Source organism: Bacteroides pyogenes DSM 20611 = JCM 6294, assembly GCF_000428105.1.
In the GTDB taxonomy this organism is placed as follows: domain Bacteria; phylum Bacteroidota; class Bacteroidia; order Bacteroidales; family Bacteroidaceae; genus Bacteroides; species Bacteroides pyogenes.
The window spans coordinates 10,670-35,773 of sequence record NZ_KE386623.1 but is presented as its reverse complement, the minus strand read 5'-3'; the positions used below and the strand labels follow the sequence as shown (position 1 = coordinate 35,773).

General features: G+C 52.8%; 20 protein-coding genes and 1 pseudogene. 11 read left to right on the top strand and 10 right to left on the bottom strand.

All coding sequences use genetic code 11. The features are described from left to right. Window positions 1–34 precede the first annotated feature (34 nt). Window positions 35–280: a GlsB/YeaQ/YmgE family stress response membrane protein gene (locus C234_RS0113095; RefSeq protein WP_027326119.1), complete on the bottom strand. Its 246-nt coding sequence runs from the start codon at window positions 278–280 to the stop codon at window positions 35–37. A 282-nt stretch (window positions 281–562) separates the two neighbouring features. Here C234_RS0113095 and C234_RS0113085 point away from each other — a divergent pair, with 282 nt between their 5' ends. The 8 genes from C234_RS0113085 to C234_RS0113050 all read left to right on the top strand — a co-directional run bounded on the left by C234_RS0113085 (window position 563) and on the right by C234_RS0113050 (window position 10,595). Beyond that, window positions 563–1,666, top strand: coding sequence for a DUF4421 domain-containing protein (locus C234_RS0113085; protein ID WP_027326118.1), 1,104 nt, complete (start codon window positions 563–565; stop codon window positions 1,664–1,666). A gap of 65 nt (window positions 1,667–1,731) precedes the next feature. Further along, window positions 1,732–4,143, top strand: a complete 2,412-nt coding sequence (bioA, locus tag C234_RS0113080; RefSeq protein ID WP_027326117.1) for an adenosylmethionine--8-amino-7-oxononanoate transaminase — start codon at window positions 1,732–1,734, stop codon at window positions 4,141–4,143. 84 nt (window positions 4,144–4,227) lie between these two features. Further along, on the top strand, window positions 4,228–5,382 hold the full coding sequence (locus C234_RS0113075) for an 8-amino-7-oxononanoate synthase (RefSeq protein ID WP_027326116.1): 1,155 nt from the start codon (window positions 4,228–4,230) through the stop codon (window positions 5,380–5,382). Between the two features lie 285 nt (window positions 5,383–5,667). Next, on the top strand, window positions 5,668–6,342 hold the full coding sequence (locus C234_RS0113070) for a DUF452 family protein (protein WP_027326115.1): 675 nt from the start codon (window positions 5,668–5,670) through the stop codon (window positions 6,340–6,342). Beyond that, window positions 6,335–7,132, top strand: coding sequence for a malonyl-ACP O-methyltransferase BioC (bioC, locus tag C234_RS0113065; protein ID WP_027326114.1), 798 nt, complete (start codon window positions 6,335–6,337; stop codon window positions 7,130–7,132). Before C234_RS0113070 ends, bioC begins: the two co-directional genes overlap by 8 nt. Continuing rightward, window positions 7,132–7,782, top strand: a complete 651-nt coding sequence (gene bioD, locus C234_RS0113060) for a dethiobiotin synthase (protein WP_027326113.1) — start codon at window positions 7,132–7,134, stop codon at window positions 7,780–7,782. Before bioC ends, bioD begins: the two co-directional genes overlap by 1 nt. A gap of 555 nt (window positions 7,783–8,337) precedes the next feature. Beyond that, window positions 8,338–9,363 (top strand): AI-2E family transporter, encoded by a 1,026-nt coding sequence (locus C234_RS0113055; protein ID WP_027326112.1) that lies wholly within the window; start codon window positions 8,338–8,340, stop codon window positions 9,361–9,363. A gap of 62 nt (window positions 9,364–9,425) precedes the next feature. Beyond that, a complete protein-coding gene (locus C234_RS0113050) occupies window positions 9,426–10,595 on the top strand; it encodes a glycosyltransferase (protein WP_027326111.1) in 1,170 nt (389 codons plus the stop codon). 25 nt (window positions 10,596–10,620) lie between these two features. On the opposite strand, the gene C234_RS0113045 is transcribed toward C234_RS0113050, so the two are convergent. Then, on the bottom strand, window positions 10,621–11,892 hold the full coding sequence (locus C234_RS0113045; protein ID WP_027326110.1) for an ABC transporter permease: 1,272 nt from the start codon (window positions 11,890–11,892) through the stop codon (window positions 10,621–10,623). A gap of 28 nt (window positions 11,893–11,920) precedes the next feature. Further along, window positions 11,921–13,123 carry a pyridoxal phosphate-dependent aminotransferase gene (locus C234_RS0113040; RefSeq protein ID WP_021646915.1) on the bottom strand — a complete coding sequence of 401 codons (1,203 nt, stop codon included), beginning with the start codon at window positions 13,121–13,123 and terminating at the stop codon, window positions 11,921–11,923. 172 nt (window positions 13,124–13,295) lie between these two features. On the opposite strand from C234_RS0113040, the gene C234_RS0113035 reads away from it, so the two are divergent. Further along, window positions 13,296–14,531 (top strand): fucose isomerase, encoded by a 1,236-nt coding sequence (locus C234_RS0113035; RefSeq protein ID WP_027326109.1) that lies wholly within the window; start codon window positions 13,296–13,298, stop codon window positions 14,529–14,531. A gap of 163 nt (window positions 14,532–14,694) precedes the next feature. Here the strand turns inward: C234_RS0113035 and C234_RS0113025 are convergent, their stop codons facing one another. From C234_RS0113025 to C234_RS0113005, 5 genes are all read right to left on the bottom strand, one after another. Further along, a complete protein-coding gene (locus tag C234_RS0113025) occupies window positions 14,695–15,558 on the bottom strand; it encodes a histidinol-phosphatase (RefSeq protein ID WP_027326108.1) in 864 nt (287 codons plus the stop codon). Window positions 15,559–15,624: 66 nt separating this feature from the next. Further along, complete coding sequence (locus C234_RS0113020) at window positions 15,625–17,490, bottom strand: ABC-F family ATP-binding cassette domain-containing protein (protein ID WP_027326107.1); 1,866 nt, start codon at window positions 17,488–17,490, stop codon at window positions 15,625–15,627. Window positions 17,491–17,533: 43 nt separating this feature from the next. Beyond that, the gene (locus C234_RS0113015) at window positions 17,534–18,337 is read right to left on the bottom strand and encodes a DUF3805 domain-containing protein (protein WP_027326106.1); all 804 of its coding nucleotides are present in this window, start codon (window positions 18,335–18,337) and stop codon (window positions 17,534–17,536) included. 142 nt (window positions 18,338–18,479) lie between these two features. Further along, the gene (locus C234_RS0113010; protein ID WP_154656427.1) at window positions 18,480–18,671 is read right to left on the bottom strand and encodes a hypothetical protein; all 192 of its coding nucleotides are present in this window, start codon (window positions 18,669–18,671) and stop codon (window positions 18,480–18,482) included. 186 nt (window positions 18,672–18,857) lie between these two features. After that, window positions 18,858–20,054 (bottom strand): hypothetical protein, encoded by a 1,197-nt coding sequence (locus tag C234_RS0113005; protein WP_021646923.1) that lies wholly within the window; start codon window positions 20,052–20,054, stop codon window positions 18,858–18,860. Window positions 20,055–20,898: 844 nt separating this feature from the next. On the opposite strand from C234_RS0113005, the gene phoB reads away from it, so the two are divergent. Then, window positions 20,899–21,588, top strand: coding sequence for a two-component system response regulator PhoB (phoB, locus tag C234_RS0113000; RefSeq protein WP_027326104.1), 690 nt, complete (start codon window positions 20,899–20,901; stop codon window positions 21,586–21,588). After that, window positions 21,569–23,429 (top strand): annotated as a pseudogene (gene phoR / locus C234_RS16515) (two-component system sensor histidine kinase PhoR). The gene phoB and the pseudogene phoR overlap by 20 nt, the downstream one beginning before the upstream one ends. A gap of 374 nt (window positions 23,430–23,803) precedes the next feature. On the opposite strand, the gene C234_RS17610 reads toward phoR, so the two are convergent. Together C234_RS17610 and C234_RS0112985 are read right to left on the bottom strand one after the other, a co-directional pair. Continuing rightward, the gene (locus C234_RS17610) at window positions 23,804–23,992 is read right to left on the bottom strand and encodes a hypothetical protein (RefSeq protein WP_152532493.1); all 189 of its coding nucleotides are present in this window, start codon (window positions 23,990–23,992) and stop codon (window positions 23,804–23,806) included. Window positions 23,993–24,006: 14 nt separating this feature from the next. Next, window positions 24,007–24,951 carry a DUF5106 domain-containing protein gene (locus C234_RS0112985; RefSeq protein ID WP_027326102.1) on the bottom strand — a complete coding sequence of 315 codons (945 nt, stop codon included), beginning with the start codon at window positions 24,949–24,951 and terminating at the stop codon, window positions 24,007–24,009. Window positions 24,952–25,104: the final 153 nt, after the last annotated feature.

Below are 25,104 nucleotides of genomic sequence, written 5' to 3'. Positions count from 1 at the left end.
ACGCTCTTAATTACCAAAAGACAACCAGTATCCCCTATTTAGGGTGAGAGAACAGAGAAGCGATCCATAACACCAAGATGGCTCCTACTGTGGCGGTTATCAAGCTTCCCACTAAACCGGAAGCTTCCAAACCGAACAAACTGAACACCCATCCTCCAATCACTCCTCCGATAATGCCGAGCAACAGATTGATGAAAAAACCGAAACCTCCGCCGCGCATTATTTTACCTGCGATCAAACCGGCAAGAACACCGATGATAATAAACCAAATTGTATTCATACGTATTACTTTTTTCTTCAAAAACAGGAATTCATTTAGAATAGTTTAGATGTTTAAAATATATTAACCAAAAGAGTAGAAAGAGAATTCGGTTTACGAATCCAACTCCGAAAAAAAGCTGTGTGTTTTATCAGCGCGAACCATCTTTGGTCACGACCAGTCCACAGATGAATGCCGGCAAAGACGCAATCAAAATGAAAAAACAGCAGTTTTTTACCCCGAACGAATATTTTTTTGAACCGAAAGTTAGCAAAACTCAAGGGAATCTCATATTTTCGTGTCATGATTAAGAAGGCAGCCTTTATACTGATATTATTCTACACACTGCCCTTATGCGCCCAAGCTACAAGGGAAAGCACACTCGTGCACGACAGCATACCATCTGCTCCCCAAACAAGCGGATTTAAAAAAGCAATCAAAAAGTTTCTGAACTTCAGCGATTTCGACACGCTATACATCAGCCCCAACCGTTACAACTACACGATAATGGGCGCGCATATCACCAACTTCGAGTATTATTCGCTAAGCGGTTCGGAGCCTGATGCCCAAAAAATCAGCTTCTCGCCCAACCCGCACCACAAGGTCGGTTTATACTTCGGATGGCGCTGGATATTTCTGGGATGGTCGGTAGACGTCAACGACATTTCGCGAAAAACAAACCGGAAGAACAAAAACACGGAGTTCGACCTGAGCCTGTACAGTTCCAAAATCGGACTGGATTTATTCTACAGGAATACGGGAAACAGGTACAAGATACATAAGCTCAAAGGATTTCCGGAGGATGTTCCTCCCCGCTACTCCGCCAAGTTCGACGGCCTGAATGTGAATATCAAAGGGCTGAATGTCTATTATATATTCAACAACCGCAAGTTCTCTTATCCCGCAGCCTTCAGCCAATCGACCAACCAGCGCCGGAACGCAGGCTCGCTTATCGCGGGTTTCTCGTTCTCCAAACACAAACTCGACTTCGACAACAGTCGCTTCCCCGACTTTGTGCAAAAGAACATGAATCCCGATATGCGGGTGACACGGATAGAATACAGCAACGCCAGTTTCAACATCGGATATGCTTACAACTGGGTGTTCGCACGCAATTGCCTCGCCTGTTTGTCGCTGAACCCGTCGGTGGCATATAAAAGTTCCGATATAAGTGTGGAAGCAAGTGAAGTAGAGAACACAAGCGATAAGTTCAGCGTCGACTTCCTCACCCGCGCGGGAGTGGTGTACAACAACCGCAAATACTACGTGGGGACCTCGTTCGTAGGACAGGTATTCAATTATCACCGCAGCAGCTTTTCCCTTCATAACGGCTTCGGTGTCCTTCAAATCTATGCGGGTTTCAACTTCCACCTGCGCAAAGAATACCGCAAAAGAAAAAGGAAATAAAGATTTGCAGGCAAAAAGATTCTTTATACATTTGCCCCGTAAATAAAGATTCAAGCAGCTTTCAGATGAAGAGAAAAGAGCGCGTACAGGGTAAACATTCTTTTTCCAGCTTCCGCTACTGGGGCAGGAAAAACTATGCCGTATTCGCAAGTCTGGGACGTGAAGTCCGCATCGGCCACCTGCATACCAATGTGGTGGCGATGTCTCTTCGGAAACAGAACGCCGCTCAAACCATCCCATATCTTACTTATATGACACTCGAAGAGATCAAAGAACAGGTGTTGTCCGGGGTCGACATCTCTCCCGAACAAGCAGCCTGGCTTGCCGATACGGCCGACCGCGAGGCTTTATATGCCGCCGCGCACGAGATAACCGTCGCTTGTGCGTCACAAGAATTCGACATGTGCTCCATCATCAATGCCAAATCAGGCAAATGTCCCGAAAACTGCAAATGGTGCGCACAATCCGCCCACTACCGTACCAAAGCGGATATTTACGACCTCCTCCCCGCAGAAGAATGCCTCCGGCAAGCCCGATACAACGAAAATCAAAGCGTAAACCGCTTCTCACTCGTCACCAGCGGACGAAAACCTTCCTCCAAACAACTTTCTCGGCTTTGCGATACCACGCGCCATATCCGCCGCCATTCGTCCATCCAACTATGCGCCTCACTGGGGTTGTTGGAAGAAGAAGAGCTCAGGCAGCTCCACGATGCCGGCATCACACGCTACCACTGCAATCTGGAAACCGCCCCTTCTTATTTCCCGCAACTCTGCTCCACGCATACTCAGGAACAGAAGCTCGAGACACTGGCGGCCGCCCGACGGGTGGGCATGGACATCTGCTGCGGGGGAATCATCGGCATGGGCGAAACGATGGAACAACGAATCGAATTTGCCTTCACCCTCCGCAAGCTGGGCGTGCAGTCTATCCCTATCAATCTGCTGAGTCCCATCGCAGGCACTCCGCTCGAAGGGCAGAAGCCTTTGGAAGAGGAAGAGGTGCTGACCACCATCGCCCTGTTCCGCTTCATCAACCCCACAGCCTTTCTCCGTTTCGCGGGAGGACGCTCGCAACTCTCGCAGGAAGCCATGCACAAAGCCCTCTACATCGGGATCAACTCCGCCATCGTGGGCGACCTGCTCACCACGCTCGGTTCGAAGGTTTCGGACGACAAAGAGATGATACTGAAAGAAGGATACCGTTTCCCCGACTCGCAGTTCGACCGGGAGCATCTGTGGCACCCGTATACCTCGACCACCGACCCGCTTCCGGTGTACAAGGTAAGGAGTGCCGAAGGAGCCACCATTACCCTCGAAAGCGGAGAGACGCTGGTAGAGGGGATGTCTTCATGGTGGTGCGCGGTGCACGGGTACAACCATCCGGTGCTGAACGAAGCCGTACGGGAGCAATTGGAAAGCATGTCGCACGTGATGTTCGGCGGACTGACCCACGAACCTGCCATCGAATTGGCGAAGTCGCTGCTCCGTATCGTCCCTCCCTCGATGCAGAAAATTTTCTACGCCGACTCGGGCTCGGTGGCGGTGGAGGTTGCCATGAAAATGGCGGTGCAGTATGCCTATGCGGCAGGCAAACCGTCGAAAAGTAATTTCGTAACCATCCGTTCGGGATACCACGGCGATACGTGGAACGCCATGTCGGTATGCGACCCGGTGACGGGGATGCACAGTCTTTTCGGTTCATCGCTGCCCATCCGCCATTTCGTTCCCGCCCCCCGTTCGAGATTCGATGGGGAGTGGGATCCCTCAGACATCCTGCCCCTTCAAAAGGTAATGGAAGAGCATGCCGGCGAACTGGCGGCATTGATTCTCGAGCCTGTGGTGCAAGGGGCGGGAGGAATGCGGTTCTACCACCCGCAATACCTGCGCGAAGCCGCCCGCCTATGCCGCAAACACGACGTCCTGCTGATATTCGACGAGATAGCCACCGGATTCGGACGTACCGGAAAGCTCTTTGCCTGGGAACATGCCGGCGTAGAGCCGGACATCATGTGCATCGGCAAGGCGCTTACGGGAGGATATATGACGCTCTCGGCGGTTCTGGCTTCCAACCGGATAGCCGATACCATATCCAACCATGCTCCGGGTGTGTTCATGCACGGCCCCACGTTCATGGGCAACCCGTTGGCTTGCGCCGTGGCTTGCGCCTCGATCCGCCTGTTGCTCGAATCGGACTGGGAAACGAAAGTAAAACGCATCGAACGGCAACTGAAAGAAGAACTGGCTCCGGCGGCACAACTGCCGCAAGTGGCGGACGTACGGGTGCTGGGCGCCATCGGCGTGATAGAGACAAAGCAGCCTGTGGATATGGCTTATATGCAGCGGCGATTCGTGGAAGAAGGGATATGGGTGCGGCCGTTCGGCAGACTGGTGTACCTGATGCCGCCGTTCGTCATCACGCCGGAACAGCTGAGCAAGCTGACTGCGGGAGTGCTGAAAATAGTGAAAGAGATGTAAAGAAGGAAGACTTGAGAAAGGCTTGAAAAAATGAGCCGACATCTTGAGTTCGTAACATACATCAACAAGGAAACAAGAAATGAGATGAATATATTGGAAACGATGCACGAAGAGTTGGAGACGCTGAAAAGGAAAGGGAACTTCCGTTCGCTTCCTCCGCTGGTGCACGACGGACGCGAAGTGATACTGAACGGACGGCGGATGCTGAACCTTTCGTCGAACGATTATCTGGGACTGGCGAATGAGCCGTCGCTGCGGGAAGCGTTCATACGCACGCTCACTCCCCGCAATTTCTTTCCCTCAGCCTCTTCGTCGCGATTGCTCACGGGCAACTTTACCGCCTGCGAAGAGTTGGAAGGGCGACTGGCGGAAATGTTCGGAACGGAAAGCGCGCTGATATTCAACAGCGGATACCATGCCAACACGGGGATTCTGCCTGCGGTGAGCGACGCACAGACGCTGATACTCGCCGACAAACTGGTACACGCCAGCCTCATCGACGGCATCCGGCTGTCGGCAGCCAAATGTATCCGTTACCGGCACAACGATCTGGCGCAGGCCGCCCGGCTGGTGGAACAGCATCACGACGCGTACCGGCAAATCATCCTCGTCACCGAAAGCATATTCAGCATGGACGGAGATGTGAGCGACCTCCGCGCGTTGGTGCGGCTGAAACAAAGCTACCCCAACGTGCTCCTGTATGTCGACGAAGCGCATGCTTTCGGTGTGCGGGGTGCGAACGGACTGGGATGCGCCGAAGAACAGGGGTGCATCGGGCAAATCGACTTTCTGGTGGGCACGTTCGGAAAAGCTGCCGCCTCCGCAGGGGCATACATCGTATGCCGGAAGGTGGTGAGAGAATACCTCATCAACAAGATGCGGACGCTGATCTTCACTACGGCTCTCCCGCCGGTGAACATCGCATGGACGTCATGGGTGCTCGGTCGGCTGCCGGAATTTTCGGACAGAAGGGAACATTTATCACGCATCAGCTCTACGCTGAAACAAGCGTTGGCGGCAAAAGGATACGATAGTCCTTCGGAGAGCCACATCATCCCTCTCATTGCGGGAGCAAGCGAAGCCGCCGTGCTCAAAGCAGACGAATTGCAGCGGAAAGGATTCTACGTCCTCCCCGTACGCCCGCCCACAGTTTCCGAAGGCACTTCCCGCCTCCGCTTCTCGCTGACGGCAGACCTGACGGAACACGATATAGAGAGGTTGATAGAAGTGATAGACTGACTGGCAAAAGCAAAACAGATCGGCTTGACAGAGTATAAAGAAGGTGAAAGAATTGATAAAGGAAACTGAAAGAGAAACTATAAACAGACTGTAAAGAAGCAAAACAAGTCGACCTGACAGAGCATAAACAAGCTGAAAGAAGGAAGACAAGCCGGCTTGACAGAGCATAAACAGGCTGGTAAAAGCAAGACAAACCGGCTTGACAAAGCGTAAACAAACTGAAAGAAGTGTATAAACTAACCGATAAAAAAAATAATATAGACCGACTGAAAAAACGATAAACCGATGGAGCAACTGTTTATGATAAAAAATAACGAACCGGAACTGCTGCTTTTCTTCGCAGGCTGGGGGATGAACGAACGCCCGTTCGCCCGCATACGTCCTGCGGGGTGCGACTGGATGATCTGCTACGACTACCGCTCGCCGGAGTTCGACGACACCCTGCTGCAAGCCTACTCCCGCATCACCCTCATCGGGTGGTCGATGGGGGTATGGACGGCTACGCAAGTCATGCGCCGGTTTCCCGACCTCCCCGTCACCCAAAGCATAGCGATCAACGGCACTCCCTACCCCATCGACGAAACGAGGGGCATCCCTCCTTCCATCTTCGAGGGGACGTTGCAAGGGCTCAACGAGCAGACCCTGAGGAAGTTCCGCCGCAGAATGTGCGGCTCGGCGGACGAGTACGAGGCCTTTGCGGATGTGATGCCGCAACGGACTGCGGAAGAGCTGAAGGAAGAACTCGAATCCATCCGCAGGCAATACGATGCGCTCCCGGCTTCGGCATTCCGGTGGCGACAGGCGGTGGTGGGAACCAGCGACCGGATTTTCCCGCCGGCAAACCAATTGAGGGCATGGGCGGGCACGACAGACGTGACGCAGACCGAAGCCGCCCATTACAGCCGCTCTCTTTTCGAAAACCTATTGACCAACCGACAGATAACAAACGTACATGGATAAATCACTGATAGCCGAACGTTTCGGCAAAGCGGCGGCGACTTACCCGCGCGAAGCGAACGTACAACGCCGGATAGCCGGCAAAATGATCGGGCTGCTGCAAACGCACATCCCCTCTCCATGCCCGGAAGTAATCGAGTTCGGATGCGGCACGGGGACTTACTCCCGCCTGCTGTTCGACGCTTTCCGCCCCCGCAGGCTGTTTCTGAACGACCTCTGCCCGAAGATGGAAGCGTGTTGCGGAGATCTGCTGAAAGAACACCGGGTTTCTTTCCTGCCCGGCGACGCCGAAACAATTCCGTTCCCCGCCGGTACGAGCCTGATCACGTCTTGCTCTGCGCTGCAATGGTTCGAATCGCCCGAAAAATTCTTCGAGCGTTGCAACGCCCTGCTCCGCAGCCGGGGGTACTTTGCGTTCAGCACCTTCGGGAAGGAAAACATGCGCGAAGTGAGAACGCTCACCGGCAACGGACTTCCGTACCGATCGTTGGAAGAGCTGGAAAAGGCTTTGTCGCCCCGCTTCGACATCATACACTCGGAGGAGGAAATCATACCGCTTGCATTCAGAGGCTCTATCGAGGTGCTTTACCACCTCAAACAGACCGGAGTGAACGCTCCATTTCAGTCGAACAGAGGCTCTATTCCGACCGGACAAGAAGGTGGAGCGACACGTCCGTGGACACGCCGCGACCTACACGAGTTCTGCGAGCGGTACGACCGCCTTTTTCGTCGCGACCATTCCGTATCGCTCACTTATCACCCTATTTATATAATCGCTAAAAAGAAAGAATAATGAAACAGAATGTATATTTCGTCAGCGGCATCGACACGGATGCCGGAAAAAGCTATGCCACAGCCTTCATCGCCCGCGAATGGAACAGGGCGGGACGGCGCACCATCACCCAGAAATTCATTCAGACGGGCAACGTGGGGCATTCGGAAGACATCGACCTGCACCGTCGCATCATGGGAATCCCGTTCACCGAAGAGGATGAGAAGGGATGGACCATGCCGGAGATTTTCTCGTATCCCGCCTCGCCGCTCCTCGCCTCCCGCATCGACAACCGCGCGATCGACTTCCGCAAGATAAAAGAGGCGACCGAAAGACTGAGCGAACGCTACGACGCCGTACTGCTGGAAGGGGCGGGCGGACTCATGGTTCCGCTGACGAAGGAGCTTCTGACCATCGACTACATCGCGCGGGAGGGCTATCCGCTCATCTTCGTCACCTCCGGCAAACTGGGAAGCATCAACCATACGCTACTCAGCTTCGAGGCCATACAGCGGCGAGGCATCACCCTCGACACGGTGGCATACAACCTGTATCCGCCGGTGGAAGACAAAACCATACAGAACGATACGATGGAGTTTATCCGCGAATATCTCGGCAAGCACTTCCCCGAAACCGGATTCGTGCTCGTGCCTGAACTGCAAACCAAGTAAACGCAGGGCAAAAGGGGGAAGAAGAAACGGCGCGGCAAAGCGACAGCGATTCCCGCCTTTTCTGCAAGTCGAAAGCTTACGACAGTAGCAAAAGAAAGCCCTGCTTACTTCGATTCAGTAGTGTTTATTATGTGCCGAAAGCTTACGACAGTAAAAAAAGAAACCGAATGTCGCTTTTTCCTGCCGCAGAAAAGCAAAATCGTACGACCGAAACGATGAAAAAGAGGAACAAGATACTGCTCCCCCTGTGGCAGACAAGCAAAACCGAACGCTTGCGACGATGAAAAGTAAAAAACCGGCTACTGCTTCGCCTATCAGCTTCGATGTACAACCAGACTTCTTTGAAGTGAAAGAGAAGACCCGGCTACTGCTTTGCCCTGTGATAAGAAAGCAAAACCGAACGCTTGCGACGATAAAAAATAAAAAATAGCTACTGTTTCGCCCCATAGCAGGAAAGCGAAATCGTACGACTGAAACGATGAAAGAAAAAAGCGGACGAATAAACTTTTTTCTCCTTTTTCGTGTTATTTTTAATGAACAACAAAGATACGTGTCATGGACTTTACCGACAAATACCGGAAATATTCGCTCATCAGCATCATCCTGCTGATAGGAATTGTTATCTTGAGACAGATGACTCCTTTCATAGGAGGGTTGCTTGGAGCGCTGACCATCTATACCCTCGTACGGGGACAAATGTTCTATCTCACCAAGAAACGAAGAATGAAACGGGTTATCGGAGCGACTATCATTACCGTAGAGGCGATTCTGTTCTTTTTGGTTCCGCTCTCGCTAATCGTTTGGATGCTGGTGAACAAACTGCAAGACATCAATCTGGATCCGCAATCATTCATCGCTCCCATAGAGCAATTGGCTGCCGCTATCCGGAAGAAAACGGGATACGACATATTGGGAGGCGACGCGCTCTCTTTCCTGTTAGCCCAGCTTCCGCGTATCGGACAGGCCGTAATGGGCGGAATCGGGAGTTTCGTAATCAACATCTTCGTGCTCATCTTCGTGCTCTATTTCATGTTGATGGGAGGAGAACGAATGGAAAAATATGTGAGCGAACTGCTTCCTTTCAATAAAGAAAACAGGCTGAATGTGACCAACGAAATCAATATGATCATCCGCTCCAATGCCATCGGAATCCCTCTGCTGGCGTTGATACAGGGAGCTGTGGCGACAGTCGGCTTTTTCATATTCGGGGTTCCCAACGCCATCATTCTGGGTGTGCTCACCAGCATTGCAAGCGTCATACCGGTAGTAGGCTCGGGAATCGTATGGCTGCCCGCCGCCATCTACATGGCGCTCAGCGACGACTGGTTCGGAGCCATCGGGATAGCCGCCTACGGAATTATCATTGTATCCAACTCCGACAACCTCATCCGGTTTATCATCCAGAAGCAAATGGCGGACATCCATCCGCTCATCACCGTATTCGGAGTTGTCATCGGACTTCCGCTCTTCGGTTTCATGGGAGTCATCTTCGGTCCGCTGCTTCTCTCCCTATTCTTTCTGTTTGTCGACATACTGAAAAGAGAATATCTGGACAATGGGAAAATAAGATTCTACAAATAGGGAAAATCTTCCCGAAAAGGCTTACATTTGCATGTAATAAACATTACTACATAGACAAATAGATGGAAGCATTTACGTTCAACACGGCCGAATTGATTTTAACATCGGCGGCCGGAGTTCTTTTCGCAATTCAACTTATTTATTATTTAGGTTTATACAATCGTATATATGTCCGCAACAAAGCCGCAGGCAAAAACAAACTAACGTTTGCAGCGGATTTCGAACCGCTTTCGGTGGTGATTTGCGCGCGCAACGAGGCCGACAACCTGCGCAAGATGCTTCCCGCCGTTCTGGAGCAGGATTATCCTTGCTTCGAAGTGATTGTCATCAACGACGGATCGACCGATGACACCGAAGACGTGCTTGGCGTGCTCGAAGAAAAGTATCCCCATCTGTACCACAGCTTCACGCCGAACACGGCCCGGTACATCAGTCACAAGAAACTGGCTTTGACCTTGGGAATCAAGGCAAGCAGATACGACTGGCTGGTATTTACGGAGACCGGATGCACACCGGCAAGCAACCAATGGCTGAAGATGCTGGCGCGGAATTTCACACCGGAGACGGAAATCGTATTGGGTTACAGCGGATATGCCCGCACGAAGGGATGGTTTCACAAACGGACGGCATTCGACAATCTGTTCCGTTCTTTGCGCTATCTGGGCTTCGCCCTCGCCCGCTGTCCGTACATGGGTATCGGCCGCAACCTCGCCTATCGCAAAGAGGTGTTCTTCCGCCAGAAAGGATTCTCTTCTTACCTGAACCTGCAACGGGGCGAAGACGATCTGTTCATAAACCATTCGGTAACCCGCTCGAACACGCGTGTGGAGACAGATCCGTCCGCCACTGTCTGCATCCTGCCGGCCTCACGCAAAGAATGGAAAGAAGAGAAGATAAGCTACATGGCGACGGCTCGCTTCTACAAAGGCATCCAACGCTACCTTTGCGGATTTGAGACGTTCTCTTACCTCATGCTCTATGCCGTATGCATAGCGGGAATGGTTTCGGGCATCCTGCACGCCCACTGGCTCGTTGCAGGCGTCGCCCTATGCGTCTGGTGCTGCCGTTACGCATTGCAAGCGGTCGTAGTGAACCGGGCAGCCAAAGAATTGGGAGGAGGCAGAAGGTATTATTTCTCACTGCCGGTGTTCGACATTCTTTTGCCTTTGCAGACTCTGAAGTTCAAGCTCTACCGACGGTTGAGAGGAAAGGGCGACTTCATGAGAAGGTGATTCGGAGTCGTCCTCGCGTCACGGCTTACTCGTACCTCATGGAGCTTGCCGGACGGATTTTGGTGATCAGGAAAGAGGGACCGACCAGCATCAGGACAGAGGCGGCAAGCGTGCCTGCGTTGATGAGCATGAAAAGCAACAGGTTGAAGGAGACGGGAACGGTATCCACATAATAAGTCTCCGGGTTGAGCGTGAAAACGCCGAACCGCGACTGAACGAAACAGAACGCCAGCCCCAACGCATTTCCCCAAAGCATCCCCTTGCCGATAAGAAAGACGGAGAACCAGAGGAAAGTCTTGCGTATGGTAAAGTTGTCGGCTCCCAGAGCTTTCAGCAGCCCGATCATATGGGTACGCTCGATGATGATGATCAGCAATCCCGAAATCATGGTGAAGCCTGCCACGCCGATCATCAGGAAAAGAATCACCCATACGTTCAGGTCGAGCAGGTCGAGCCAGGCGAATATCTGCGGATTCATCTGCTCGATATTGCGCACGTAATATACTCCTCCAAGCGCGTCACGGCGATTATCCGTATCCGCCGCTATCCGGTAGGTAACCTCCTCCAAGCGGTCGTAATCGCGTATCTGCAACTCCACGCCGCTCACCTGATCGTTCTGCCAACGATTGAGCCGGTTCACGAGGGCAAGGTCGGTCAGCAGAAATAGGTTGTCATATTCGGCAAAATTGGTCTGATAGATTCCGGCAATCGTCAATCGGCGGGCACGTACATCATCCTGAATGTAATACGTATAGATTTTATCCCCAGTTTTCAGCCTCAGTTTGTCGGCCAGAGTCTTGGAGATAAGCACTTGATTGGCGGACGCGGAATCGCCGAAAGCGGGTATCGCTCCTTCCAGCAGATGCTCTTTCATAAAGCGGGCGTCGAACTCTTTCCCAACTCCCTTCAGCACCATTCCCTGAAAAGCCTCATCGGTCTTTATCATACCCGGCTTGGTAGCGTAGCGTTGCACATGCTCCACCTCGGGATAACGCCTCAATGCCTCCATCATACTGTCGCCCACCACCAGCGGATGTGTTTCATAAGACGTCACGGCGTCGAGATTGGTTATCTGGATGTGCGACCCGAAGCCGATGACTTTGTTGCGCACCTCGCTCTTGAAACCGACCACTACCGCCACCGCAACGATCATCACCGCCAGCCCGACGGCAATGCCCGCCATGGCAATGAGCACGGCCGGACGCGAAACCTGCTTCCCCCCGTCGCTCTCACGGTAGATGCGCCTCGCCAGAAAAAAAGGAAGGCTACCTTTTATGTATGATTTAACGAATGCCATTGCACACTCTTGTCGTTTTCATCGCGCATCATCCTTCCGTTCGTCCCGGATAGGCCTCCAAAGCCTTTTGCAGGATAAACAGCGCGCGGGTGAGGTCTTCTTTCTTCAACACATAGGCGATGCGGACTTGGTTGACGCCCGATCCCGGCGTGGTATAGAAACCCGAAGCCGGAGCCATGAAAACAGTCTGCCCTTCGTACTCGAAATCCGAAAGACACCATGCGCAGAACTTGTCGGCATCGTCGACAGGAAGTTTGGCAACCGTATAGAAAGCTCCCATCGGAATGGGCGAATAGACGCCGGGAATGCGGTTCAGCCCGTCGATGAGGCATTTGCGGCGCTCCACATATTCATCGTACGTCTCACGCGAATACTCTTCGGGCGCGTCGAGTGAAGCCTCCGCCGCAATCTGTCCGATCAGGGGAGGGCTCAGGCGCGCCTGACAAAACTTCATCACCGCGTCGCGCACCTCTTTGTTCTTTGTGATCAATGCCCCGATACGGATGCCGCACTCCGAATAGCGTTTCGACACGGAGTCGATGAGCACCACGTTATTCTCTATTCCTTCCAGATGGCAGGCGGAGATATAAGGCGAACCGGTATAGATAAACTCACGGTACACTTCGTCGGAGAAAAGGAAGAGGTCGTACTTCTTCACCAAGTCTCGTATCTGGTTCATCTCCCGGCGGGTATACAGATAACCTGTCGGATTGTTCGGGTTGCAGATCAGTATGGCTTTGGTACGCTCGTTGATCAGTTCCTCGAACTTTTCCACCTTCGGCAAAGCGAACCCTTCTTCGATGGTAGTGGCAATGGTGCGTATCTTGGCCCCGGCAGAGATGGCGAAAGCCATATAATTGGCATAGGCGGGTTCCGGGACAATGATCTCGTCGCCCGGGTTCAGGCACGAAAGAAAAGCGAAAAGAACCGCCTCCGACCCGCCGGAAGTAACGATGATATCGTCGGCGGTGAGACGGATGTTGTATTTGGCGTAATACCCCACCAGCTTCTCGCGATAGCTGGCATAACCTGCGCTCGGACTGTATTCCAGTACCGTGCGGTCGATGTTGCGTATGGCGTCAATCGCGGCTTTCGGAGTAGGCAAATCGGGTTGGCCGATATTCAGATGAAACACATGGACTCCCCGTTGCTTGGCTGCATCGGCCAAAGGAGCCAACTTTCTGATAGGTGATGCAGGCATCTCATTCCCGCGAATGGATATGGTTGGCATAAGATAATTCTCGATTTATTGTTTAGTCATCATAATTATGGAACCACAAAGTTAGCAATAATTTGAATACACAGACATAAAAACTTTAAAATACTTATCAAGGCTAAAAACACTATGATAATACAAAAAGAAAGCATACATTTGTGACACCTAAAATACAAAAACAAGGGCCATGGAAATACATCTTATTTCGTTTAAATCACCGCTTCAACCTGAACTATCTTTACACCATTCTCATGAAGCCATCCTGAATGAACTTAAAAAACATTATACCGTCAGATTCGTAGATTACCGGCACACGGACCGGCTGAGCGACGATGACTTCAAAATCATTTTCATCGCTACCGGAGGGGTGGAAAAACTTGTCATGCAGCAGTTCGAACATTTGCCGCGCCCCGCGATTTTATTAGCCGACGGTATGCAAAATTCGTTGGCTGCCGCTCTGGAAATATCGGCATGGTTGAGGATGCGGGGAATGAAAAGCGAAATACTTCATGGCGCCCCCACTTCCGTGATAGAACGGATCCATGCCTTGTACAACAATTTCCGGGCGCAACGCTCTTTGTCGGGCAAGCGCATCGGCGTAATCGGTTCGCCTTCGCCCTGGCTGATAGCCAGCAACGTGGATTACCTGCTCGCCAAACGCCGTTGGGGAATCGAATACATGGATATTCCTCTGGAACGTGTGTACGAGCATTTCCAACGAATCGGAGACAAAGAAGTGGAAGCTGCCTGCGCTGCCGTGGCCTCACAGGCGATTGCGCTTCGCGAAGCAACTCCTGAGGAACTGCTGAAATCGATGCGTCTGTACCGCGCCATCAAGCAGGTGTGCCACGAAGAAAAACTGGATGCCATCACGCTAAGCTGCTTCAAAGTGATCGAAGAGATCAACACGACCGGCTATCTGGCGCTTTCGTTACTCAACGACGAAGGCATTACGGCGGGATGCGAAGGAGACTTGCAGTCGGTATTCACCTTGCTGACGGTAAAGGCGCTGACAGGGCAGGACGGCTTTATGGCAAACCCCTCGATGATCAACACCCCGGCAAACGACCTCATCCTGTCGCACTGCACAGTGGGGCTCAAGCAGTCGGACACATACATCCTGCGCAACCACTTCGAAACGGAAAAGGGAATCGGCATACAGGGAGTGATGCCTACCGGAGAGGTGACGATAGTGAAATGCGGCGGCGAATGCCTGAACGAGTATTATCTTTCGACGGGCAACCTGACGGAAAACACCAATTACGTGAATATGTGCCGTACACAGGTGCGCATCCGGATGAATACTCCGGTGGACTATTTCCTGAAGACACCGCTGGGCAACCACCACGTGATGGTGCGGGGCAACCATGAGGAAACGCTGAACGAGTTCTTTCAGGTAAACGGATGCAAACGGATGGAATAAGTGCAAGCCGGCTGAAGTCCGGACATGCTTACGCCGATATGTCGTCAGAGCATCCGGCTATGAAGAGCGAAGAAATCCGAAGCCCGGACAATGCTTACGCCGATATGCCGGAGTAAGCGCAGGCAGTGAGTGCGCAGCTTTGAAACGCACAGGATGCCGCAGGTCAACCGAACGGGGAAGCTGCGTGACGGCCTATCTCCACCTCCGTCCATCCGCCATCTTTCCACTCTGTCACCGAAGTGAACCCCGCCCGCTTCAAGGCAGCTAACGCTTCCGGACGGCCGCTGTTGACAAGGTCGGGACAATGGACGTCGCTGTTCACCTGTACCCGTATGCCCAGCTCTTTCATCAGCGGGAAGTAACGCTCGTAAGGATAGAACACGCCTGCGTCGCGGTATGCTTTGGTGTTGATCTCGGCGATATATCCGCCACGGGCAATCTCTTCAAAGAATCTGCTTACCAAGTCGTTGTACCAACCTTCTTCTTCCAGACCGGGCCGATAGCGGGAAGCATTATAATGCATCTTGCACGGATGCCCCACAATGTCGAACCCTCCCGCTCTCAACATGCGCATGGAATTTGTGTAATACAGGCAAACCACGTAATCGAGGTCGCCCGCGAAATAACGGTCGACCGACTGCCGGAACTTTTCGGGCGAGGTGTCGATATCCACTACCCTTCCCTCCATGGAGCGAAGCATGTGCACAGACCCTATCCTGTAATCGAGCGGCAAGCTTCGAAAACGCTCCGACGAGGGATTATGCTCCTCGTCCAGATAGTCGATTTCAAGCCCCGCAAGCAATTCGATACGCCCGGCGTACTTCTCTTTCAGACGGGAAATTTCCGAAAGATAATCGTCCATACACTCCCACTCCATGGTCCATGCAGTGGGAAAAGGAAGCGGGGCGTGGGAGGAAATCCCGTAAGAAGTGAACCCCTCGCTGAGGGCGAAACGGATAAAAAGCTCCATATTCGCGCGCCCGTCGCAATACAGGCAGTGACTGTGGTAATTTGTCAAATTCGTCATATTCTCTTCAGGTTTCAGGTTTTAAAGAAACTACCGCCGGTTTCTTCCAACTATTTTTCCATCTTTTCAATCGGCGAGTTCGCTCAGTTCGAGCCAACGCATCGTCTTTTCGTCAATCAGTTCATTCACTTCGGGTAGGCGTTTCGACTTCTCCGTCAGTTCACCGACCGAAAGCGTGCCGCTGCAAAGTTGCTCTTCGATCTGCGCCTTCTCCGTTTCCAGTCGGGCTATCTCTTTCTCGATCTGTTCGAACTCACGCTTTTCCTTAAAGCTCATCTTCCGTTTGTCGTTCAGGCGCACCCGTGCCGTTTTCTCTTCGCGAGGCTTCTCCGCTTCCGCCTCTTTCTCGGCTTTCGCCTCTTTCCAGTCGCGGTAGTCGCTGTAATTGCCGGGGAAGTCGCGAATGTCGCCCTGCCCGTTGAAGACCAGCAGGTGGTCGACTACCTTGTCCATGAAATAACGGTCGTGCGACACAACGATGACGCATCCCTTGAAGCTTTGCAGATACTCTTCGAGCACATTGAGCGTAATGATGTCCAAATCGTTGGTAGGCTCGTCGAGCACAAGGAAATTAGGGTTGCGCATCAGCACGGTGCACAGGTAGAGCCTGCGCCTCTCTCCGCCGCTGAGCTTATAGACGTAGCTATGCTGCGTTTCGGGCGTAAACAGGAAATGCCGGAGAAATTCCGAGGCGGTGAGCCTCTTCCCGTCGCCCGTTTCTATCACTTCGGCGATGTCCTGCACCACGTCGATCACCTTCATCTGTTCGTCGAATTCCATCCCTTCCTGCGAGTAGTAGCCGAAACGGACAGTTTCCCCGATGTCCACCGTACCGCTGTCGGGTTGCACCTGCCCCATCAGAATCTTGATAAAGGTAGATTTCCCCGTTCCGTTGTTGCCCACAATTCCCATCTTTTCGTAGCGCGAGAAGATATACGAGAAATCATCGAGAATCTTCAGGTCGCCGTAACGCTTGCAAAGGCTGTCGACCTCGAATATCTTGCTGCCGATATAGGCGGCTTTCACCTCCAGTTTCACCCGGTCGTTGCTCAACCGCTGCTTCGCCACTTTCTCGAGTTCGTAGAACGCCTCCTCGCGATAACGCGCCTTGTGTCCGCGCGCCTGCGGCATCCGCCTCATCCAGTCGAGTTCGGTGCGGTAAAGATTGTTCGCCCGCTCTATCTCAACCGTCTTGGCATCGATGCGTTCCTGCCGTTTCTCCAGATAATAACTGTAGTTTCCCTTGTACGAATACACCTGACGGTTGTCTATCTCGATGATTTCCGAACAGACCCGGTCGAGAAAATAACGGTCGTGCGTCACCATCAGCAGACTGAGTCCGGCCCGGCGCAGATACTCCTCCAGCCACTCCGTCATGTCGAGGTCGAGGTGGTTGGTCGGCTCGTCGAGAATCAGCAGATCGGGTTCGGCAATCAGCACATTGGCCAGCGCCACCCGTTTGAGCTGCCCGCCGGAAAGCTGCTTCACCTGTTGGTTGAAATCGCTGATTTTCAGTTGCGAAAGAATCTGCTTCGCCTTCCGCTCATACTCCCATGCCCGGGCGTGGTCCATCCTTTCCAACAGCTCTTCCAGTCCCGGATGTCCTTCGGTCTCCATACAGCGTTCGTACTCCCTGATAAGCTCCACCACGTCATTTCCCCGATGAAAACAAGCCTCGAGCACGGTCAGCTCTTCGGGATAGCGGGGGTCTTGTTCCAGATAGCCCACACGCAAGTCGCGACGGAAAACGATGTTCCCGCTGTCGTATCCCTCCTTGCCCGAAATGATATTGAGCAGCGTGGTCTTTCCGGCTCCGTTCTTGGCAATAAGTCCGATGCGTTGGCCTTCGGCAATGCCGAAAGAGATGTTCTCAAAAAGAACCAGGTCGCCGAACGACTTGGTCAGACCGTCTATTTGCAGATAAGGCGTCATTATTCGTATTTCTATGTTATATCCTATAACCGGCAACGCTGCGCTAACCGCCCACCACTGCCTTGTATTCTTCGATCACATTGCAGGCTTCACCCGCTTTCACCTTGCTCCATGCCATCTTCATCGGGTCGATCACCTCCTCCTTGTAGCGAAGTACGGGCGCCTCGCGATTGCCGTCGACGAGCGTGGCCCACTCCATGCCTTCCACCTCGTTGGCGAGTATGACACAGACGGCAATGCCTACAGCCAGCCATTCTTCTTTTTTCTTCGTGCCTATCCTGCCGCTGTCGACAAGCTGCTGAAGATACTCCAAATCGGCTTCGGTTCCCTGAAACTCCTTTTTCAGTTCGCGGCTGACGGCAGACACCACCCACTCGTACCCCTCGTTCACCTGATAAATCTCCGAGAGACGGATGGGAATGAGCTCGGCGGGATATTTCCGTCCCTCTTCGCGCACCTGCAAAGAAGCGATCACCTCTTCGGCTTCTTTCACCGACCTTCCCTCAGGCACGGTGAAAGAGCACTCCACAGCCGTATTTCCCACGCCCGTAACCCACAAATGGGACGTGTAACAAGCGCCTTCTTCCTGAAACGTCTCTTTGCTGTAAGCACACTCCAACCCGCCCACACGCACCGCAGACGCCGAACCGGACGCCTTCAGCTCCTGCCTGACGGCTTCACGTCCGTATCCGGGTTTGCCTCTATAGGCGGAAATGCGGAAATTGCCCGTCCATACATCGGGGTTGTAGAAGAGGAAAGAGCCTTCGCCATCCTCAAACTCGCTCCAGTCGGAAGGATAGACGATAGCGAACCATCCTCCGGGAGAGATAAATTTCTTGCCTTTCATCATCTTTTCTGTTCTATCTGGATTCTATATTTGTCAACGCTTAAATTCTTGCTCATTCGTTCCTCCACTGCCGCTTTCACCAGTAACCGAGCTGTTCGAAAACAGGTGAAAGTTTCTGCGACTCCTCCACCACTGCCGCTTTTCACCAGTAACCGAGCCGTTCGAAAACAGGCGAAGGCTTTCTATGAGCGGTTCCGCCAATGCTGGTTTCACCGCAACCGAGCCGTTCGAAAACGGGTGAGGGCTTTCTGTCATCGGTTCCGACACTGCCGCTTTCGACCGCAGCCAAGCCGTTCGAAAACAGGCGAAGGCTTTCTATGAGCGGTTCCGCCACTGCCACTTTCGACCGCAGCCGAGCTGTTCGAAAACAGGCGAAGGCTTTCTTTCATCGGTTCCGACACTGCCGCTTTCGACCGCAGCCAAGCTGTTCGAAAGCAGGCGAAGGCTTTCTGTCATCGGCTCCCTCACTGCCGCTTTTCACCACTGCTTATTCCGCAATAGCGACGGTCTCCTTCCCGGGTCACTTCCCGATGGGCTGTATTTTCCTCCGCACCTCTTTCGATATTTCGAGGAACATATAGTTCAACTTTCCGGAATGAATACCCGTTTCATTCTCCTTATATTTCTTGTTGGCATACTCCATCGACTTCTCGAACGTGAGCAGCGACATTTCGTTCTGCGACTTGCCCACCATGGTAGAGTCGAGCTTCTCGTCGGGAAAGAAATCGTCGAGGTCGACATCGCCTATCATCGTGGTTTCGAGGAAATTCTTCTCCTTGTGCGAATTATCTGTGTAGTAGCCCACGAACATGTGTCCCGGCGTACGCACCAGAATGGGGTCGATATTGATGGCGCGAAGCAGCGAAGCCAGCAAAACGCTACCGTCTACACAGTTCACCTGCGAAGACTGCAAGGCATCGTCGAACGTGCGCACCCGCTGGGAGTAGACCACATTGCTCGACAGGCTGGTGTTCGACACCGAGCTGTACCGGAAGCGGCGTTTCTGCAATACGTTCCAGAGCGCGTAAACCTGCTTGTCCACCGCCCCGGAAGCTTTGCTCTGGTAGCCGAGAAAACGGGTGACGATGCGCGTATTGAGCGCCTCGCGAAGCAATGCGTCGATCTGCGGGTTTTCCTCGTTCACGTACGCGGCAAAGAAAAGGCTCGTGTCGTGAAAGTCGGTTCCGTTGGCAACGTACCCCAGCAAGCACTCGTTGATGCTGCGCACGGAAAACGTCCGCACCTTCTGCCCCATCTCCTCGCCGTTCACCTCCACGGTCACCGCCACGCTCACGGGTTCCGCCTGCACATTGTTCCGCAAGGCTTCGTAATTCCAGATGATGTCGGGATACACGGTATATTCCGTTCTCGCCCTGTCGAGCACGAACTCCGAAACCGAGCGCGAGAAGAAAGGAGTGCCCGCCACTTCGACACGCACCCGCGTATAGGCCTTCCGAGATTTCAGCCTGACGGCAACGCACGACTTCGGATTGCCCACGTACACCGAATCGGAAGGCACGATGACCTGTGCATCGGTAGTGGCTACCGAGAGGATAGCCGAGGGGAAAATGTTCCCTCCCAGATCGTCCACAATCTCAAATCCCGAACCAGAAGAGGCGTACCTGAACAGAGACACGCCCCCGATGAGAATCAGCAGAGCGACGAAAGCCCCCGTTATTTCCCGTTTATATCTTTTGAAATCGATAGATATGGTCATTTTGGCAAAGTCTGTTTTTGCAAAGTCTGTTTTTAATGAGGCAAAGATAACAAATTGGAAGCGTATTTTCCCAGCCACCGGACAAAATCTTTCAGATTCGAGTCAAGAGAGGCTTTTTTCAAGGAATCAAGCGGGTGAAACTGCAAGAGGATAAACAACCGGCATCATGCCCCAAGCTTCCATCGGCAACGTTTCTTTGTGAAACTGCAAGAGGATAAACAATCGGCAAGAAACAAGAAGACAACACTATCCCGATAAGTATGCAATCATCAAATGAAAGGGGAAACAGAGATTTGTTTCACACAAAATAGAGATTCATTTCACATAAAACAGAGATTTGTTTTTCACTAAATGGAGATTGCTTTCACACAACGGAGATTGCTTTCACACAACGGAGATTGCTTTCACACAACGGAGATTGCTTTCACACAACGAGGTTTGCTTTTCACACAACGGCGCAGATTCCCACAAAACGATGCAACTTTCCACACAATGGTGCAGCTTTTTACACAAAGACGCAGATTCCCACACAAAGGCGCAGATTCCCACACAACGGCGCAGATTCCCACACAAAGGCGCAGCTTTTCACACAATGGAGCAGCTTTCCACACAACGGTACAGCTTTTCACACAAAGGCGCAGATTCCCACACGACGGTGCAGCTCCCACACAATGGTGCAGCTCCCACACAACGGCACAGCTCCCCACAAAATGTAATGCAATCGTAACATTTGTTTCACCGGGCTGTAACAAAATCTCCGCAATTTTGCTGCGGAAATGAAACGAAAAGCCTACCTTTGGGCTGTTACACTTAATATATAACATGTATATAACATGCGCCGCTTATGAATGACTACCGCATTTTGATCGTCGACGACGAAGAAGACCTCTGCGAGATACTGAAGTTCAACCTCGAAAACGAAGGATACGAAGCAGACACCGCCAACTCTGCCGAAGAAGCGCTGCGAATGGACATCGGCAGCTACCACCTCATCCTGCTGGACGTGATGATGGGCGAGATATCGGGATTCAAGATGGCAAGCATGCTGAAGAAAGACAAGAAGACCGCCGCGATACCGATTATCTTCATCACTGCCAAAGATACCGAAAACGACACGATGACCGGATTCAATCTGGGAGCCGACGATTACATTTCCAAACCTTTCTCCCTGCGCGAGGTCGTCGCCCGGGTGAAGGCCGTGCTGCGGCGCACTGCCGCCGACTCTGCGGGAGCCTCCGCGAGGACGATAGCGCATGAGTCGCTCGTCATCGACGCAGGCAGGAAGAAAGCGAGCGTCGACGGCAAGGAGACACCGCTCACGAAGAAGGAGTTCGAAATTCTTTCGCTGTTGCTGCAAAACAAAGGGCGTGTCTTCTCGCGCGAGGAGATACTCGACCGCGTGTGGACCGACGAAGTGTACGTGCTCGACCGCACCGTCGACGTGAACATCACCCGCCTGCGCAAGAAGATAGGGAAATACGGCAAGAACATTGTCACCCGGCTGGGATACGGATATTGTTTCGAAACCGAATAACGACCGACATCATGCACACGCCCGTACGCCGCAAACGAATTCTTTCTTTCAGCCGGAAGCTGTTCCTTTCGGTGGTTTCCCTGTTTCTGGCCTTTGCCGTGAGCTTCATCGCCTACCAGTACCGCCGCGAGAAAAGCTATAAGGTGGAATTGCTTCACACGCAACTCCAAAACCACAACGCGCGGCTGTACGAGCTGTTGAGCGAAAACACGGACGGGAATGGAAAGACGGAGAGCGAATCCGTCGACGGCTATATACGAAAGCACGGGCTGAAAGAGCTTCGGGTGACCGTCATCAGTCTGCAAGGCGATGTGGCGTACGACAGCTTTCACGCTCCGAACCATCCCGCCGAGAACCACCTGAACCGTCCGGAGGTGCGGAAAGCGGTGAAAAACGGAGACGGGTTCGACGTCCGCCGCACTTCCGAAACCACCGGACTGCCGTACTTCTATTCCGCCACTCGTTTTCCGCGCTGCATCGTCCGCTCGGCGCTTCCCTACAACGTCAGTCTGAGCCACACCCTGCGGGCGGACTCGCACTACTTGTGGTTTACGGCGCTCATCACTTTGCTGCTGATGGCGGTGTTCTACCGGTACGTGCGCAAGCTGGGGACTTCGGTCAGCCGGCTGCGCGAATTTGCCATGCGGGCGGACCGCAACGAACCCATCAGCGCGGAAATGCAAGCGGCCTTCCCTCACAACGAACTGGGCGAAATATCGCAGCATATCATCCGGATATACGAACGGCTGCACGAAACCAAAGACGCGCTTTACATCGAACGCGAAAAACTCATCACCCACCTCCGGATCTCGCGCGAAGGGCTGGGGATATTCGACAGGAACAAAAAGGAGATTCTGGCCAACAACCTCTTCATTCGGTACAGCAACCTGATAGCCGACTCGAATCTGGAAACGACCGAAGAAGTCTTCGCCATCGCCGAGTTCGAAGAGATTACCCGCTTCATCAACCAGAACCGGAAGCAACCCACCGCCGGAAAACGAGAAAAGAAGCTCTCGGTCGTTATCCCGAAAAGCGGACGGACGTTCCACGTCGAGTGCATCCTCTTTCAAGACGCGAGCTTCGAGATTTCCATCAACGACATCACACGCGAGGAGGAGCAGAATCGCCTGAAACGACAACTGACGCAGAACATAGCGCATGAGCTGAAAACACCCGTCAGCAGCATACAGGGGTATCTGGAAACCATACTGAACACGCCGGGCATCTCCGACGGGCAGGCGAATACGTTTCTGGAACGGTGTTATGCGCAGAGCAACCGCCTCAGCCGCCTGCTGCGCGACATATCGGTACTCACGCGCATGGACGAGGCAGCCGACCTGACGGACATGGAGACGGTGGACATCGGCGCGCTTGTGGGCGACATCATCGGCGAAGTGTCGCTGGAGCTGGAGAAGAAGCGCATCACCGTGGCGAACACGCTGAAGGAGGGCATACGCATCAGGGGCAACCATTCGCTGCTATACTCCATCTTCCGCAATCTGACGGACAATGCCATCGCTTATGCCGGCACGGACATACAGATCCGCATCGGCTGCTTCCGCGAAGACGACCAATTCTATTATTTCAGCTTTGCCGACACGGGGGCGGGAGTGCCGCCCGAACACTTGAGCCGTCTGTTCGAACGGTTCTACCGGGTAGACAAGGGGCGGTCGCGCAAGCTCGGCGGAACGGGGTTGGGACTTGCCATCGTGAAGAACGCGGTTCTCATACACGGCGGAAGCATCTCCGCCAAGCACAGTCCCGAAGGAGGACTGGAGTTCCTTTTCACGCTGGCGAAAGAAAAGCCCGCCATCGGCAAACAATCGAAGAAAAGGAAATAGAAGTCTCCTGCTCTTTTCATAGCGAGGGGAGAAAAATACGCTGTTGGCAAGACAGAGTAAAGAAAATCAAATAGGAGTTTCCCCCTCTTTTCATGACGAGGGGAAAAAGAATCAGTCCGGAGAAACGATGTCTGAGATTTTCTCCATTCATGATTAAAGAAAAACGTCACACGTGAAAAGTATCAACCGCAGACCTTTCGGATTCATCCTTTGCGGTCACGGTAAAAAACAATCGTTCGCAAGACAGAGTAAGGAAAAGCAAATAGAAGTTTCCCCCTCTTTTCATAGCGAAAGGAGAAAAATACGCTGTTAGCAAACAGGCAAAGAAAAGCAAATAGAAGCCTCCTGCTCTTTTCATGATGAGGGGAAAAAAACTACTTCAGCGAGCGACAGTCGGAAAAGCCGGCACTACTCATCGACTCACTACCCACGACAGCAAGCTTCTTCAGCAAACAGTAGTCGGAAGAGCCGGCACTACCCATCAACTCGCTACCCACGACAGCAAGTTTCTTCAGCGAACAGTAATCAAAAGAGCCGGCACTACTCATCGACTCGCTACCCACGACAGCAAACTACTTCAGCGAGCCGTAGCCGAGAGGTACTCCTCGATTGCCTGCACGGTAGCGTCTTTCAGCAACACGTTCTTTTCCCTGTCGAGAAGGTATAAGGTGGGAATCGCTTTCAGGTCGTAGATTTGCCGGTTTTTGATGGCCGTGTGCTTGTCGTACCCGTTGATCCAGCTCTTCGGAAAATCCGTCAGATGCTTCTTCCACTCTTCCGGTTCATCGTCCGGATAGACGGAAAGAACGGCAAGCCGGTTGTTGCGATGAAGGGAACTGATAGTCGGGGCAGTCTTCAACTCTTCGATAGCCGCCGTACAGGCGTAGCAGCCGGGATTATTGATGAAGAGCAGCGTATAGGCGGCCTTCACGCCATACAAAGAACCCTGCGCGCCCGACGCCGTTGTGTACGAGAAGTCCAGCGCTTTTGTGCCCCGACGGTTCTTTTGCGCCAGTTCGCGGCGGGCGCGGGGGCGTATCTTCTCCGTCTCGTCCAGCAATGGGGAGGCGATCATCGCATCGAGCACAGGGATGTAGTGCTCTTCGTTGCGCATGGGCGAGTTGGGATCGTACAAATACTTGTCTGCCAGATCGGTGATGTAAACAAACACCTTCTTGTCCGCCTCCGTTCGCTTGATGGTTGCCCGCACGGCATCCTGCGCCACAGACAAAGGAACATGCTTCAGCAGGTCGCAGTAGTCCACCCACGCCTGCTCCGTCACATCGGGGTGATGAATATAATTCGTGTCGGCAAAGTTCACGTTATCCCAATAATGCTTTACCAGAAAGTCTGCCCGCTGCTCGATTGTGGTAAACATAGGAGGAATGGCGGGCAAAACGATTGCTTTTACCGTATCCTGCGCCGCTTCCCCGCAGATCCGGGTATTGGAAGCGTTCCCGTTCTTACAGGCGCACAGCGGCACGCAAAACAAAAAGACAAGACTTCTGACAACTGCTTTCATAATAGTTCGTTGATTTTATACTATGCTCAGGCGCTCTATGCCCCTACTGCATCGTGCAGCTTTCATAACAGCGCATTGGTTTCCGTACTATGCTCAGGCGCTCTATGCCCCACAATATCGTGTAGTTTTCATAACAACGCGTTGGTTTTATAC